Source organism: Promicromonospora xylanilytica (assembly GCF_054782895.1).
The window spans coordinates 176200-190113 of record NZ_BAAGRP010000075.1; the positions used below are offsets into that span (position 1 = coordinate 176200).

Genomic DNA, 13914 nt, shown 5'->3' on the forward strand with positions numbered 1-13914 from the left:
TCCCGCGCTCGGCAAGGGGCGGCGGCAGCCCGTCAGAGGGACTGCAGGATCTCCCGCATGAGGTCGGCGGTCTCGGACGGCGTCTTGCCGACCTTCACGCCGACGGCCTCGAGAGCCTCCTTCTTCGCCGCGGCGGTGCCGGACGAGCCGGACACGATCGCACCGGCGTGGCCCATCGTCTTGCCCTCGGGGGCGGTGAAGCCCGCGACGTAGCCGACGACCGGCTTGGTGACGTGCTCCTTGATGTAGGCCGCCGCACGCTCCTCGGCGTCGCCACCGATCTCGCCGATCATGACGATCGCCTTGGTCTCCGGGTCGTTCTCGAAGGCCTCGAGCGCGTCGATGTGCGTGGTGCCGACGATCGGGTCGCCGCCGATGCCGATGGCGGTCGAGAAGCCGAAGTCCTTCAGCTCGTACATCATCTGGTAGGTCAGCGTGCCCGACTTCGACACGAGACCGATCGGGCCCTTGCCCGTGATGGTGTGCGGGGTGATGCCGGCCAGCGACTCGCCGGGGGTGATGATGCCGGGGCAGTTCGGCCCGATCATCCGGGTCTCCTTGCCCTGCAGGTACGACCACACCTCGGCCGTGTCCTGCACCGGCACGCCCTCGGTGATGACCACGAGCAGGCCGATGCCTGCGTCGATGGCCTCGATGGCCGCGTCCTTGGTGAAGGCCGGCGGCACGAAGACGACGGAGACGTCAGCGCCGGTCTCGGCCATGGCCTCCTTGACGGTGCCGAAGACGGGCAGCTCGACGTCGTTGCCCCCGTGGTCCTTGTGCTGCACCGTGGTGCCGGCCTTGCGGGCGTTCACGCCGCCGACGATCGTCGCACCGGAGTCGAGCATGAGGGCGGTGTGCTTGGCACCCATGCCGCCCGTGATGCCCTGGACGATGATCTTCGAGTCCTGGTTCAGGTAGATCGACATTGTCTTCTAATCTCTGCTTTCGAAGTCTTCGCGGGCGATCAGGCGTTGGCCAGCTGGGCGGCCTTGTCGGCGCCGCCGTCCATGGTGTCGGCAAGGGTGACGAGCGGGTGGTTGCGCTCGGTCAGGATCTGGCGGCCCAGCTCGACGTTGTTGCCGTCGAGGCGGACGACCAGCGGCTTGGTCGCCGTGTCGCCCAGCAGGTCGAGCGCGCCCACGATGCCGTTGGCCACCTCGTCGCAGGCGGTGATGCCACCGAAGACGTTCACGAACACTGCCTTGACCTGCTCGTCACCAAGAATGACGTCCAGCCCGTTCGCCATGACCTTCGCGTTGGCGCCGCCGCCGATGTCGAGGAAGTTGGCGGGCTTCACGCCGCCGTGCTTCTCTCCGGCGTACGCGACCACGTCGAGCGTGGACATGACCAGGCCCGCGCCGTTGCCGATGATGCCGACCTCGCCGTCGAGCTTGACGTAGTTGAGGTCGTTCTCCTTGGCCTTGGCCTCGAGCGGGTCGGCGGCGGCCGAGTCCTCGAGCTCCGCGTGGTCCGTGTGGCGGAAGCCGGCGTTCTCGTCGAGAGTCACCTTTCCGTCCAGGGCGACGATCTCGCCGTCCTCGGTCTTGACCAGCGGGTTCACCTCGACCAGCGTGGCGTCCTCCGCCTTGAACACGGTCCACAGGCCCTGGATGACCTCGGCGACCTTGCCCTTGATGTCCTCGGCGAAGCCGGCGGCGTCGACGATCTCGGCAGCCTTGGCCTCGTCGATGCCGACAGCCGGGTCGACGGCGATGCGGGCCAGCGCCTCGGGGCGCTCGACGGCCAGCTGCTCGATCTCCATACCGCCCTCGACGGAGCACATCGCGAGGTAGTTGCGGTTCGACCGGTCCAGGAGCACGGAGAAGTAGAACTCCTCGGCGATCTTGGCACCCTGCGCCACCATCACGCGGTGCACGGTGTGGCCCTTGATGTCCATGCCGAGGATCTCGCCGGCCTTCTCGGCGGTCTCCTCGGGCGAGTGGGCCAGCTTGACGCCGCCCGCCTTGCCACGACCACCGGTCTTGACCTGGGCCTTCACGACGACAGTTCCGCCGCCCAGCTTCTCGGCGCCTTCGCGAGCCTCTTCGGGGGTCGTCGCGACAACCCCACCCAGCACGGGCACGCCGTGCTTCTCGAAGATGTCGCGCGCCTGGTATTCGAACAGGTCCACCCTGCTGCGTCCTTCCATCGGGATGCGGCCCTCGGACGTCGTAGGCGCCCGGAGCCCGGCTGAAGCGATGTCTCGACGTCAAGACATCCCGGTACAGCGTAGCCCTGGATCGCCCGTGCTTCCGAACGAAGCGGCGGTATTCCGCGGTTCGTCGGCGCGTGTGGCGCATGTCTCGGCAATGCGGCGCCGCACGCACAGGTCAGCCCGGCGTCCTGCGCGCCCCGCACCCCCGATACACCCCCGATGCGTCAACTTGGGTTGACAGATCGCGAGGCGTCAACCAAGGTTGACACATGAGCCAGCAAGCACTCGTCGCATCCGCCGCCGGGGATGACCCCGCCGACGGGCTGCGCGCCGTCCGGGCCCTGCGCGAGCTGGCCGACCGCCTCGAGTCGCTCCAGGTGGAGCGCGCGCGGCGGCTCGGCTGGTCCTGGCAGGAGATCGCCGCCGCGCTCGGCGTCTCCCGGCAGGCGGTCCACAAGAAGCACAACAGGAGGATCTGATGTTCGAGAGGTTCACGAAGGACGCCCGTTCCGCCGTCGTCGACGCCCAGCTGGTCGCCCGTGCCGCGCACAGCGACCAGATCGACAGCCGCCACCTGCTCGTCGCCCTCGCCGAGCGCGCGGGGCCGGCCCGGTCCGCCCTGTCCGACGGCGGCCTCGACGTCACCGAGCTCGTGGCCCGCACCCGCGAGCGGATCGAGGCCGGCGACGCACTCGACCCCGAGGCGCTGGCCGCCGTGGGCATCGACCTCGACGAGGTCACGCGCCGCACCGAGGCCACGTTCGGCGAGGGCGCGCTCTCGCGCGCGGGCCGCGTGCTGCGCGGGCGCCGCAAGCACCTCCCGTTCACCGCGGACGCCAAGAAGTCGCTGGAGCTCGCGCTGCGCGAGGCGATCCGCCTGGGCTCCAGGGAGATCCACGGCGGGCACCTGCTGCTGGGCCTCACGCGCGCCGAGTCGCCGGCCCGGAGCGTCCTGACGGGCGCCGGAGCGGACCTGGACCGCATCCGCCGCCTCGCGGAGGGTGCCAGCGAGGCGGCGTGATGGCTGTGCAATGGACCGATCTCGACTGCGACGAGTTCATCCTCGATAGGCGCGGGTCCTCGGCGCTACGCTCGGACACGTCCGGGACATCCCGCGGCAGAACCCTCTGGGGATTCCCATGCCACGAGCACGGAAACACGCCTCACTTGCCGCAATCGCGCTCATCGCACTACTGGCAGCGTGCACTGACTGGCAACATCCTGAGGTACAGCGCGCCGACGGACTCGTTGCGATGATCGCGACGTACAGCGACGAGGACATCGAGGGAGAGGTTGGTGGTGAGCTCGTCACCAACGACGCCGGCTGTGCGGGCGTTTCGATGGATGGCACCTTCTATCCCGTCCTCTGGCCCGAGGGCACGTCAGTATCCGAGGAGGGACTGACGTTCCCCGACGGCACGAGCGTCGAGCCGGGTGGCACGTGGAGCGGCGTCGGCGGAAAGGGCATGCTGCCAGGGGAAAACAATCCACACCTCCCGGAAGAGTGCGGCACAGTCAACGACGCGACGAGGGCGGTCGTCACGTACAGCGCGACCGGCTCGTAACCGCGACGGCCCGGTCGGGCGCGCACGGAGCAGTCGCCGCGTAACAGCCTGCGGAACACCGGCAAAATTACCGCTTTGCACCGCTACGATCATGCGCCATGAAGCATGCCCGCAATGCCGGCCCCGACCTCGCGTTCCGGCTCGGCCGGCGCGTGGTGACGGCCGTCGCTGACGACATGTCGACGACGCAGCGCGTCGGGGCCGGCGCGGTCGCCGCGCTCGTCGCCATCTCCCCGTTCGGGGCGTGGAGCAAGGTCGAGGCCCAGGCCGACCCCCTGACGGCCGGCACTCCCGTAGAGGTAGGGCCGTTCGAGGTGACCGTCGAGAAGGTCGCCACCGCCGACGAGCTCGGCCACCTGGTGCCGCAGCCCGGCAACCACATGCTCGCCGTGGTCGCCGACGTCACCAACACCGGCGACGTGCCCGAGTACGGCGTCACGCTTGGCAGCGCCGTCCCCGCACCTCGGGACGCCGGGATCGTCCCGAAAGAGCCCGAGGACCCCGGGCTGCCGCCCGCGACCATCTTCAACATCGAGGACGGGACCAGCCTCAGCGTCTTCAACCCGGGTGTCACGCACCGGGTCGCGCTGGTCTGGGAGCAGAGCGGCACGTTCTCGGGCGACGCGATACCGCTCGAGATGGTGGAGCTGGAGTGGGTCGAGGAGGACCCCCTCGGCCTGGACGACGGGCACTGGTTCGCGAACGAGGTCGCCTTCCAGGGGCAGATCGAGGTCGAGGCCGCAAAGCCAGAACCGAGCGCCGAGGAGGAGCAGCGGTGAGGCACGGACGGCGACGGGTCACGTGGAAGGGCACGGCGCTCGTCGTCGGCGCCGTGACGGCAGGCTGCGCCCTCGTGACGTACGTACCGCAGGACCTGAGCGTCGACGCACCGTTCCTGGTCGAGGGCGAGGTCGGCGAGACACTCGACCTCACGTACGCGGAGCTGACCGTGACCGACGTGCGCGTGGCCGACGTCCTGACCAGCCCCGCCGAGGCCGCTGCCGCCGCCGGCACGTTCGTCGTGGTGGACGCGACGTGGCGCGCCACGCAGGGCGAGACGACGTTCAGCGGGGCCGAGATCACCGACGAGCAGGGTCGCCGGTTCTGGCCGAGCACGCGCGGCGGCTGCTCGACGTCGGCCAGCGCTCAGCCGGGCTACGCCTGGCGCGCCACGTACTGCTTCGACGTGCCGCGGGACGCGCTGGCGGGGGCGACGGTGCGCCTGGCCCGCGGCGACCAGACGGAGGAGCACGCCGGCCAGCGGCGCGACGCCGTCGCCGTGGTGGACCTCGGCATCACGCCGGAGCGGGCGGACCAGCTGTGGGAGGCGACCGAGACGGTGTCGCCGGAGGCGCCGGGCTACGCCACGGCGAGCACGGGAGGTAGCGAGGGATGACGATTCTGGTGACCCCGGCGGCGCCGGGCCCTGGCCAGGGAACGCCGCAGGGCACACCGCCCAGCGTCCAGCCGGGGATGCTCCCGGGCATGATCCCGCCGGACGTGCCCGCGCCGCCGCGGCGCGCGGGCTGGTGGCGCCGCAACGGCCTCTGGCTGGTGCTGCTGCCGGTCGCGGTGGTCGTGGCCGCCGGGGCGTCGTCGTTCCGGGTCTGGGCCTACTGGTGGCCCGTCGGCCTGCACCACGAGGTGGACCGGGTGACCGTCGGGGAGCCGGCACACCTGGCCGGCGAGTACTACGACCTCGGGCTCGACGTGCCGGAGCGGGCGAACACCACGGTGCTGCGGGAGATCGACGCGACGGTCACGGGCATCGAACGGGTGGACCAGCTGCCGCCACCGAGCTACGGCGACCCCGTCGTGATCCCCGACGGATCCGTCGCGTACGAGGTGCAGGTCCACTTCGCGGCCGAGCCGCAGACCGACGTCTCCCTGTGCCAGATCATCCTCGTCGGCGAGGACGGCACTCGGTACGGGGAGTCGGGCACCGACGTGCTGGGCTCCTCCAACCGGTGCTCGACGCCGGACGCCGAGGGCTTCGTCAGCGAGGAGCCGGAGTGGGACGTCTCGTCGTACGTGCTCGCCGATCCCGACGCGGAGATCACGCAGGTGCGACTGGGGTTCGGCGGGCCGGAGTACGTGACGGTCGAGCTGCCGTAGCTTCCGCCTCCTCACGGATCACGAGGCCGCGCTGGACCAGTACCTCGACGGTCGCTGCGATCAGCGCGGCGGCGAGCGCCAGGGAGAGCGCGAGGCCGGCGGCCGCCTCCATGGTGCTGAAGGCCAGCCAGGTGTTGGTCTCGACGGGTCCGGTCACGGTGCGCACCGCCCAGCCGAGGCCCTGCGGTACACGCATGAGGACGAGGTAGCCCAGGCAGAAGACGAGCATGGGGCCGAGCCCGCCGGCCACGATCATCTTCACGCCGTTCCACAGGGCGGAGAACCGGGCCCGCAGGTCGTCGGTGAGCGACTCGAGGACGGCGCGCAGGCCGGAGGGCAGCCAGGTCATGCGGTCGAGCCAGTGGTGCTCGGTCGACGGGGGCTCCATCAGCTTGTGCCCCAGCACGACCGCGCCGATCGCGAGCCAGGCGAGGGGTGCGACGAGGACGACGTCGAGCGACTCGACGACGGTCACCGCTCCCTCGGCGACGAAGGCGACCGCCTCGTTCCCGCTCTCCCCCACGGCTTCCTGCGCGACGCCGACCGTGCCGACGGCGGCCGCTACGAGCTGCCGGTCCGTCGCGACGTCCCAGAGGCCGAGCTCGATGGCTTCGATCTGGCCGGCGACCTGGCTGGTCCAGTAGATCTCGAGGCACCCGCCGAGCACCGCGAAGCCGAGGAAGCGCAGCTTGCCCTCGAGCTTGCCGAGCATCCAGCGCAGCAGGAACGCGCCCGCGACGATGCCGACGAGCGTCCAGCCGGACCAGACACCGAGCCGGGAGGACCAGTCGAGCCCGCCCGGGGTGAACAGGTCGTTGAAGAGCTCGTCGGCGGAGGCCTCGTTGATGAACCGGTCCCGGTCGGCGTCCATCAGGCCCTCGACCTCATAGACCAGGAGGAACGGCACCAGCACGGACAGGGCGACGTCGATGAGGCGCCGTTCACGCCCTTCCGACGGCATGATCGGGGCGCCGCGCGCGGGGAGCATGCCGGGTACGGGGCCGGCGGCCCCCGGGGTACGGGCGGGCGCCGGGCTCAGGTGCGGCAGGGACTGGCGGCAGACCCAGAGCATCCCGATGACGGGCATGAGGTACCCGAGCGGGCTGACGATCAGCAGGAGCTGTGCCACGAACGAGTTCCACTGGCTCAGCTCGACGGCGCCCCACATCGCACCGTTGCGCACGGCGACACCGAGCAGCCCCAGCGTCAGGAGAGCGGGCCAGTGCGCCCCGAACAGGCGGCCGGCGGAGAGCAGGATCCTCATGGCGACACATAGTGGCCTAAACCGGGAGGTATTCGCCAAGCCTGGTCATACGCGCGGATCGGTCGGCTGTCGCCGGGTCCGCCGAACCGCAACCTGCACGTCGATCCGGCCGCCGATCCGCAACCTGCACGTCGATCCGGCCGCTGAACCGCAACCTGCACGTCGATCCGGCCGCTGATGGACGATCAACCTTCGGGTCGACGTCAGATGGACGTCCAGGTTGCGGTTCGACCCCCCGGGCGCGAGCGGACCACGAGCAACTTGCGCTTCGGCGTCGCAGGCGGTGCAGGCCTCGCAACGCCCCGGGACGGAGCGGGACGCGCTCAGACCCGTCAGAGCTTGGTGACCGCCGTGTACTTCAGGGCGATGCGCTTGGTGCCGTTGGTGCCGAAGTCGATCTTGACCACGGCGTTGGCCTCGACGTCCACCACGGTGCCGAGCCCGTAGGAGTCGTGCGTGACGCGGTCGCCGATCTCCAGGTTGGGGATGCTCTTCTGCACGTCGAGGCCGCCGAACCCGCCCTTCGCGCCCGCCTTCTTCTCCGGCGCGAACGGCTTGCTCCCCCCGCCGCGGGACGACGTCGTGGTGCCGGTGCGTGAGGTGCCGGACCGGCCGGACGACCACGTCGACCCCGTGCCCGAGCCGCGCCCGCCGGATCCGTAGCCGCCGGACCCGTACCCACCGCTCCAGCCTCCGCGTCCGGCGCGGATAGCGGCCGTCGACGACTCCCGACGCCGCCAGTCCCACAGCTCCTCGGGGATCTCCTGCAGGAACCGGCTCTCCGGGAACTCGTTGGCCATGCCGAAGGCGGCCCGGACCGAGGACCGCGTGATGTAGAGCCGTTCACGGGCCCGCGTGATGCCCACGTAGGCAAGGCGGCGCTCCTCGGCGAGCTCGGAGTCGTCGTGCAGGGAGCGCATGTGGGGAAACGTGCCGTCCTCCATGCCCGTGAGGAACACGACCGGGAACTCCAGGCCCTTGGCCGTGTGCAGGGTCATGAGCGTCACGACGCCCTGGTCCTTCCTTGGCGCCTCCTCCGCGGCGCCGTCGGCCACGTCCTCATCGGGGATCTGGTCGCTGTCGGCGACCAGCGAGACCCGCTCGAGGAAGTCCGCGAGCGAGCCCTCGGGATCCGTCTCGCCGAAGTCGACGGCCACGGCGTGCAGCTCGGCCAGGTTCTCGACGCGCCCCTCGTCCTGGGGGTCCTCGCTCGCGCGCAGCTCCGCGAGATAGCCGGTGCGGTCGAGCACTGCGCCGAGCACCTCCGCGGGCGGCGCGCCCTGGTCCACCAGGGCCCGCAGCTCCCGCATCATGTCGCGGAAGGCGAGCAGCGGCTTGAGCGAACGGTTGGTCATGCCGGGAATCTCGTCGGCACGTTCCAGCGCCGCGCCGAACGACGTGCGCTCCCGCTCGGCGAACGAGGCCACGAGCGACTCGGCCCGGTCCCCGAGCCCTCGCTTGGGCACGTTGAGGATGCGGCGCAGGTTCACGTCGTCGTCCTCGTTCGCGAGCGCGCGCAGGTACGCCACGGCGTCCTTGACCTCGCGGCGCTCGTAGAACCGCGTGCCGCCCACGACCTTGTACGGCAGGCCGACGCGGACCAGCACCTCCTCGAGCGCACGCGACTGCGCGTTGGTGCGGTAGAAGATCGCGACGTCACCCGGACGCACACCGTCGGAGTCGCCGAGCTTGTCGATCTCGTCGGCGACGAACCGCGCCTCCTGGTGCTCGTCGTCCGCCACGTAGCCGACGACCTTGGCCCCGGCGCCCGAGTCGGTCCACAGGCGCTTGGGGGTACGGCCCGCGTTGCGCGAGATCACCGCGTTGGCCGCGCCCAGGATGTTCTGCGTGGAGCGGTAGTTCTGCTCCAGCAGGATCGTGGTCGCGTCCGGGTAATCCTTCTCGAACTCCAGGATGTTGCGGATCGTGGCGCCGCGAAACGCGTAGATCGACTGGTCGGAGTCACCGACGACGGTGAGCTCGGCCGGGTCGAGGCCGCTGTCCTCTTCCGTGCCGACCCCCGCCAGCTCGCGGACCAGCGTGTACTGCGCGTGGTTCGTGTCCTGGTACTCGTCCACCATGATGTGCCGGAACCGGCGGCGGTAGTGCTCCGCGACGTTCGGGAACGCCTGCAGCAGGTTCACCGTGGTCATGATGATGTCGTCGAAGTCCAGCGCGTTCGCCTGCGTGAGGCGCGCCTGGTAGCGGGTGTAGACGTCGGCCAGGACCTGGTCGAACTTGGGCGACGCCGTGTTGCGCTCCTCGGCCGACTGCCCGCCCCACGGCCTGCGGATGGCGCCCGCCTCCGCTGCGGCGGCTTCCGCGAGCGCCTCCTGGGTCGCGTTGGCCCCGGTCTGGCGCGCGTAGGTCTCCGGGTCGACCAGCTCGTTCTTCAGGTCGCTGATCTTGTTGGACAGCCCCCGCGCGGGGTACTTCTTGGGGTCGAGGTTGAGCTCGCGCGTCACCAGGGTGAGGAGCCGCTGGCTGTCGGCCGCGTCATAGATGCTGAAGCTCGACCTCAGCCCGAGCGTCGTCGCCTCGCGGCGCAGGATCCGTACGCAGGCCGAGTGGAACGTGGACACCCACATGCGGTTCGCGGCCGGTCCCACCAGGCCCGCGACCCGCTCGCGCATCTCGGCGGCGGCCTTGTTGGTGAACGTGATGGCGAGGATCTCGCCCGCGCGCGCCCGCCCGGTGGCCAGGAGGTACGCGATGCGGTGCGTCAGCACGCGCGTCTTGCCGGACCCGGCGCCGGCCACGATGAGGAGCTGCCCGCCCTCGTGCACCACCGCTGCCCGCTGCTGCGGGTTGAGGCCGTCCAGCAGCTCGTCCGGGTCGAGGTGCGAGTAGGCACCCCGGGCGCGCGGTGCCTCCGACTCGTGGGGCAGGCCCGCCAGCCAGTCCGGCTCGGCGGGCAGTGCCGCCTCGCCCGGGTCGCCGGTGCCCGCCGCGTCGTCGTCCCATTGCGGTGCCGTGCTCGGCAGGCGCGAGATCGGTCCGGGCGACGCGGGGTCGAGGCCGGGCAGGGAGAGGCTGTCGAAGAGGGAAGTCATCGCCCCTAAGCCTAGGCGGGCTCACCGACACTGCGGACGGGCCGCGCGGTCCACCCGCAGAGCAGTCACAGATCCGGGGGCTGCCCGGTCGACGGTACGCAGGGGTCTGTCAGCCGGATCGGAAGGGGTCCACGCCATGACCGAGGGACCAGCCACGCCCCGCTCGGGAGGCCGTCGATGAGCACCATCGCCTTTCTCAACATCGGCATGCACGGGTACATCAGCCCGACGGCACGCCTCGCCGACGGGCGCAGCCACCTCGACCGCACCACCCAGGCAGTGATCGAGATCGTGCGCCGTGAGTGTGCGGCCTGGACGGCACGGGACGCGGCGACGTGAGCGCCGGCCGAGGACAGCGCGGCGGCGTCGTCCGCCGTCAGGCCTTCTCCCAGACCGAGACCTGCTTGGTGCTCTCGTGCTCGAACGGCGACCGGTCCCAGTCCGCCCAGCGATGCTTGAGCCGCATCCCGGCGATCCGCGCCATGAGGTCCATCTCGGCGGGCCACGCGTACCGGAACGGCACCGTCCAGAACCGTCCGCCGTCCGGGGTCACCGTGACGTGGTTCGACGTGAAACGCTGCGTCGCCGTGTCGTACCGGTCGAACCCGACGTACCCGCCGCCGTCGTCCGGCGCCACCGTGAACGGCACGGTGTCCTGGCCGGGCGGCATCCGCCGCAGGTCCGGGATGCCCACCTCGATCAGGAACAGGCCGCCGGGCCGCAGGTGTGCCGCGGCGTTGCGGAAGACGTCGACCTGTCCGTCCTGGGTGGTGACGTTGCTGATCGTGTTGAACACGAGGTAGACGAGCGAGAACTCGCCCGGCACCCGGGTGGAGGTCATGTCGCCGACGGCGACGTCGATGTCCGCACCGCCCGGCTTCTCCGCGACGCGCGCGGCCATGGCCCTGCTCAGCTCGATGCCGCTCACCGGTACGCCACGGGCCGCGAGCGGCACGGCGATCCGGCCCGTCCCGATCGCCAGCTCCAGCGCCGGACCGCCGTCGGCCAGGTCGGCGAGGAGGTCGACGGCGGGGTTCCCCACCTCGGGCGCGTTCGCGCCCTCCGGTTCGTCGTAGGCGGCCGCCACGCTCTCGGGGAACCAGCCGTCGCGGGGGTCGTCGACGGGTGTGCCGCTCGCGTCGTTGCTCGCCGTATCGCTCACGAACCCGACGCTATGCCCGACGACGGCGGTGACACACGTCTATTTTCCGCGGCCCTCGCCCGTGCCCGCTCACCCGGGTGAGAAACGCAGTTCACCCCTCCGGCGCCCGTCGGGACCCACCCCGCCGGTCGTAATCTGATCGAGCCTTGTACCACCTATCAAGACCGCTGGAGCCACATGTCCGGTCTCGTCCGCGCGGCACCGGGAGAGGTGGGGTCACCGACCACCGCCCCGCCCGGCGACCGGGCGAGCGACCGGGCGAGCGGCTCTCGCCGGCGCGCCGGGCGGGTCCCGTCCACCGTGGTGACGCTCGGCGTGGTGAGCTTCCTGACGGACGTCTCCTCCGAGGCGGTCACGGCCGTCCTGCCGCTGTACGTCACCGCGGCGCTCGGCCTGTCGGTGGTCGCGTACGGCGTGGTCGACGGACTCGTCCAGGGGGCGGGTGCCCTGGTCCGCGTGGCGGGCGGCTGGGCCGCCGACAGGACCGACCGGCCGAAGTGGGTGGCGGTCGTCGGCTACGGCCTGTCGGCACTGACCAGGGTGGGGCTCCTGTTCGCGGCGGGCCTGCCCGCCGTCGCGAGCCTCGTCGTGACCGACCGGGTCGGCAAGGGCATCCGCACGGCCCCGCGGGACGCCTTGATCGCCGCCGCCGCGAACCCGCGCAACCTCGGGCGCTCCTTCGGGGTGCACCGGGCGCTCGACACGGCGGGCGCCGCACTCGGACCGCTGCTCGCGTTCACCGTCCTCTGGGCGATCCCGGACGGCTGGTCGACGATCTTCGTCATCTCGCTCGGCGCGGCCGTGCTCGGTGTCGGCGCCCTCGTGCTCCTGGTCCCGGACCTGCGACCGCGCCGGGCGGCCTGGCTGCGGACCCACCGGACCCGTCAGGAGCGCGGACTGCCCCGGTGCAAGGGGTGCGCGTGCGACGCACCCGGCGCCCTCGAGGCCACCGGGCGTCCCTTCTCGTGGAGCTTCCTGCGGGGCGGCGCGACGGTCCGGCTGCTGCTCGTCGCGGCGATCCTCGGGCTGCTGACGGTCGGCGACGGGTTCGTCTACCTCGCGCTGCAGGATCGCGACGGGTTCGCCGCGCAGTGGTTCCCCCTGCTCTATGTGGGGACGAACGTCGTGTACATGCTGCTCGCCGCACCGGTCGGCCGGGTGGCCGACCGCATCGGCCGGGCACGTGTCCTGGTCTGGGGGCACGCACTGCTGGGCGGCGCCTACGCCTGCACCGCCGCCCCGTGGCCGGGGGCGGCCACGACCGTCGCGGCCCTGGTGCTGCTCGGCGCCTTCTACGCCATGACGGACGGCGTCCTCGCGGCCCTGACCAGCGCCCTGGTGCCCGCGTCGGCCCGGGCCACCGCGATCGGCACCGCGCAGACGGTCACGGCGGTCAGCCGGATGGTCGCATCGGCCGGGTTCGGCGTGCTGTGGTACTCCACCGGCCGGGTCGACGCGCTGTGGATCGCGACGGCCGCTCTGGCGGTCGCGGTTCCCGTCTGCGCGTACCTGGTGCGAGGCGGTCGCCTGGAGCGGGACCCCGACGCGGCCGAGGCGGGCCCGGCATGAGCAGGCTCCCTTCCGTCCGCCGGCAGACCGTGTTCGCCGTGCTGGTCGTCGTGGTGCTGGCGGGAACCGCCTGGTACGCCGTGACGGAGCTCCAGCGCGCGCGGGCACAGCAGAACGCTCCGACGCGCGTCGAGGTGACCGAGGGCGTGCTGGACGGTCCCCACGTCCTGTTCCGCGGCACCGCCCCTGGCGGGCAGTACGGCAGGGTGGCCGCCGTCGCGCTGGACGACCCGTCCGGCCCGCGCGAGGTCACGCCTGCCGTGTGCGACCGGGTGTCCTCGGACGGCCGGACGACGGTCTGCCTGCGCACGCACCGGGGTGTCGTCACCACCTACGAGGCGCAGGTGCTCGACTCCGAGTGGCGGACCACAGCCGCATGGCCGCTGCCCGGCATCCCCAGCAGGACCCGGCTGTCACCGGACGGGCTCGTCGCGACCACCGCGTTCGTGACGGGCCACTCCTACTCCCAGACGGGCGTCTCCACGGAGACGCGGGTGCACGACCTGAACGGCGCCGACGTGTCCGGCAACCTCGAGGACTTCACGCTGCTGGCCGACGGCGAGCGGGTGGCCCCCGTCGACCGGAACGTGTGGGGCGTGACGTTCGTGGACGCCCGCTTCTTCTACGCCACCGTCCAGTCCCGCTCCCTCGGCCACACCTGGCTGGTGCGCGGAGACCTCACCGAGCGCACCCTCGTCACCGTGCTCGACGGGGTGGAGTGCCCCTCGCTGTCCCCGGACGGAACCCGGCTGGCCTTCAAGCACGACGCCGCAGCGGACGGCTCGGCGAGCCCGCACTGGACACCCGCCGTGCTCGACCTGGACACCCTCGACGTCACCGTGCTCGACGCCGAGCGCCGAACCGTGGACGACCAGCTGACCTGGCTCGACGACACGACGCTTCTCTACGGGCTGCCCCGCGCCGACGAGCCGGGCACCACCGACGTCTGGTCCCTGCGTGCCGACGGCACGGGCGAACCGGCCGTCGCGATCCCGCAGGCCTGGTCCCCGAGCGTGGTCCGGAGGTAG

Annotated in this window: 14 protein-coding genes; 9 read left to right on the forward strand and 5 right to left on the reverse strand. The window is 71.5% G+C overall.

Features of this window, described 5'->3' with window-relative positions; all coding sequences use genetic code 11:
- Positions 1 to 32 precede the first annotated feature (32 nt).
- On the reverse strand, positions 33 to 929 hold the full coding sequence (gene sucD, locus ACYVK7_RS24905; protein ID WP_460890421.1) for a succinate--CoA ligase subunit alpha: 897 nt from the start codon (positions 927 to 929) through the stop codon (positions 33 to 35).
- Between the two features lie 38 nt (positions 930 to 967).
- Positions 968 to 2134: an ADP-forming succinate--CoA ligase subunit beta gene (sucC, locus tag ACYVK7_RS24910; RefSeq protein WP_460890422.1), complete on the reverse strand. Its 1167-nt coding sequence runs from the start codon at positions 2132 to 2134 to the stop codon at positions 968 to 970.
- Positions 2135 to 2427: 293 nt separating this feature from the next.
- Here sucC and ACYVK7_RS24915 point away from each other — a divergent pair, with 293 nt between their 5' ends.
- The 6 genes from ACYVK7_RS24915 (at position 2428) to ACYVK7_RS24940 (ending at position 5838) form a co-directional block, all read left to right on the forward strand.
- Positions 2428 to 2637 (forward strand): helix-turn-helix domain-containing protein, encoded by a 210-nt coding sequence (locus ACYVK7_RS24915; RefSeq protein ID WP_460890423.1) that lies wholly within the window; start codon positions 2428 to 2430, stop codon positions 2635 to 2637.
- Complete coding sequence (locus tag ACYVK7_RS24920) at positions 2637 to 3179, forward strand: Clp protease N-terminal domain-containing protein (protein ID WP_460890424.1); 543 nt, start codon at positions 2637 to 2639, stop codon at positions 3177 to 3179. The genes ACYVK7_RS24915 and ACYVK7_RS24920 overlap by 1 nt, the downstream gene beginning before the upstream one ends.
- Positions 3180 to 3411: 232 nt before the next feature.
- Positions 3412 to 3723 (forward strand): hypothetical protein, encoded by a 312-nt coding sequence (locus tag ACYVK7_RS24925; protein WP_460890425.1) that lies wholly within the window; start codon positions 3412 to 3414, stop codon positions 3721 to 3723.
- 98 nt (positions 3724 to 3821) lie between these two features.
- Positions 3822 to 4502 (forward strand): hypothetical protein, encoded by a 681-nt coding sequence (locus ACYVK7_RS24930; RefSeq protein ID WP_460890426.1) that lies wholly within the window; start codon positions 3822 to 3824, stop codon positions 4500 to 4502.
- The gene (locus tag ACYVK7_RS24935; protein ID WP_460890427.1) at positions 4499 to 5119 is read left to right on the forward strand and encodes a DUF4352 domain-containing protein; all 621 of its coding nucleotides are present in this window, start codon (positions 4499 to 4501) and stop codon (positions 5117 to 5119) included. Before ACYVK7_RS24930 ends, ACYVK7_RS24935 begins: the two co-directional genes overlap by 4 nt.
- Positions 5116 to 5838 carry a hypothetical protein gene (locus ACYVK7_RS24940; protein WP_460890428.1) on the forward strand — a complete coding sequence of 241 codons (723 nt, stop codon included), beginning with the start codon at positions 5116 to 5118 and terminating at the stop codon, positions 5836 to 5838. Before ACYVK7_RS24935 ends, ACYVK7_RS24940 begins: the two co-directional genes overlap by 4 nt.
- Here ACYVK7_RS24940 and ACYVK7_RS24945 read toward each other — a convergent pair.
- The gene (locus ACYVK7_RS24945) at positions 5780 to 7102 is read right to left on the reverse strand and encodes a hypothetical protein (protein ID WP_460890429.1); all 1323 of its coding nucleotides are present in this window, start codon (positions 7100 to 7102) and stop codon (positions 5780 to 5782) included. The genes ACYVK7_RS24940 and ACYVK7_RS24945 overlap by 59 nt on opposite strands.
- Before the next feature lie 332 nt (positions 7103 to 7434).
- Positions 7435 to 10155, reverse strand: a complete 2721-nt coding sequence (locus ACYVK7_RS24950) for a UvrD-helicase domain-containing protein (RefSeq protein ID WP_460890430.1) — start codon at positions 10153 to 10155, stop codon at positions 7435 to 7437.
- A gap of 177 nt (positions 10156 to 10332) precedes the next feature.
- On the opposite strand from ACYVK7_RS24950, the gene ACYVK7_RS24955 reads away from it, so the two are divergent.
- The gene (locus ACYVK7_RS24955) at positions 10333 to 10494 is read left to right on the forward strand and encodes a hypothetical protein (RefSeq protein WP_460890431.1); all 162 of its coding nucleotides are present in this window, start codon (positions 10333 to 10335) and stop codon (positions 10492 to 10494) included.
- 37 nt (positions 10495 to 10531) lie between these two features.
- On the opposite strand, the gene ACYVK7_RS24960 is transcribed toward ACYVK7_RS24955, so the two are convergent.
- Positions 10532 to 11317: a class I SAM-dependent DNA methyltransferase gene (locus ACYVK7_RS24960; RefSeq protein ID WP_460890432.1), complete on the reverse strand. Its 786-nt coding sequence runs from the start codon at positions 11315 to 11317 to the stop codon at positions 10532 to 10534.
- Between the two features lie 177 nt (positions 11318 to 11494).
- Between ACYVK7_RS24960 and ACYVK7_RS24965 the strand changes: the two genes are divergently transcribed.
- Both ACYVK7_RS24965 and ACYVK7_RS24970 read left to right on the forward strand, forming a co-directional pair.
- Positions 11495 to 12886: an MFS transporter gene (locus tag ACYVK7_RS24965; protein WP_460890433.1), complete on the forward strand. Its 1392-nt coding sequence runs from the start codon at positions 11495 to 11497 to the stop codon at positions 12884 to 12886.
- Positions 12883 to 13914, forward strand: coding sequence for a TolB-like translocation protein (locus ACYVK7_RS24970; RefSeq protein WP_460890434.1), 1032 nt, complete (start codon positions 12883 to 12885; stop codon positions 13912 to 13914). The genes ACYVK7_RS24965 and ACYVK7_RS24970 overlap by 4 nt, the downstream gene beginning before the upstream one ends.

Coding starts and splice junctions, on each gene's coding strand:
- ACYVK7_RS24970 (WP_460890434.1), top strand. CDS start 12,883: ATGAGCAGGCTCCCTTCCGTCCGCCGGCAGACCGTGTTCGCCGTGCTG.
- ACYVK7_RS24965 (WP_460890433.1), top strand. CDS start 11,495: ATGTCCGGTCTCGTCCGCGCGGCACCGGGAGAGGTGGGGTCACCGACC.
- sucD (WP_460890421.1), bottom strand. CDS start 929: ATGTCGATCTACCTGAACCAGGACTCGAAGATCATCGTCCAGGGCATC.
- ACYVK7_RS24920 (WP_460890424.1), top strand. CDS start 2,637: ATGTTCGAGAGGTTCACGAAGGACGCCCGTTCCGCCGTCGTCGACGCC.
- ACYVK7_RS24945 (WP_460890429.1), bottom strand. CDS start 7,102: ATGAGGATCCTGCTCTCCGCCGGCCGCCTGTTCGGGGCGCACTGGCCC.
- ACYVK7_RS24940 (WP_460890428.1), top strand. CDS start 5,116: ATGACGATTCTGGTGACCCCGGCGGCGCCGGGCCCTGGCCAGGGAACG.
- ACYVK7_RS24915 (WP_460890423.1), top strand. CDS start 2,428: ATGAGCCAGCAAGCACTCGTCGCATCCGCCGCCGGGGATGACCCCGCC.
- ACYVK7_RS24925 (WP_460890425.1), top strand. CDS start 3,412: ATGATCGCGACGTACAGCGACGAGGACATCGAGGGAGAGGTTGGTGGT.
- ACYVK7_RS24955 (WP_460890431.1), top strand. CDS start 10,333: ATGAGCACCATCGCCTTTCTCAACATCGGCATGCACGGGTACATCAGC.
- ACYVK7_RS24950 (WP_460890430.1), bottom strand. CDS start 10,155: ATGACTTCCCTCTTCGACAGCCTCTCCCTGCCCGGCCTCGACCCCGCG.
- ACYVK7_RS24930 (WP_460890426.1), top strand. CDS start 3,822: ATGAAGCATGCCCGCAATGCCGGCCCCGACCTCGCGTTCCGGCTCGGC.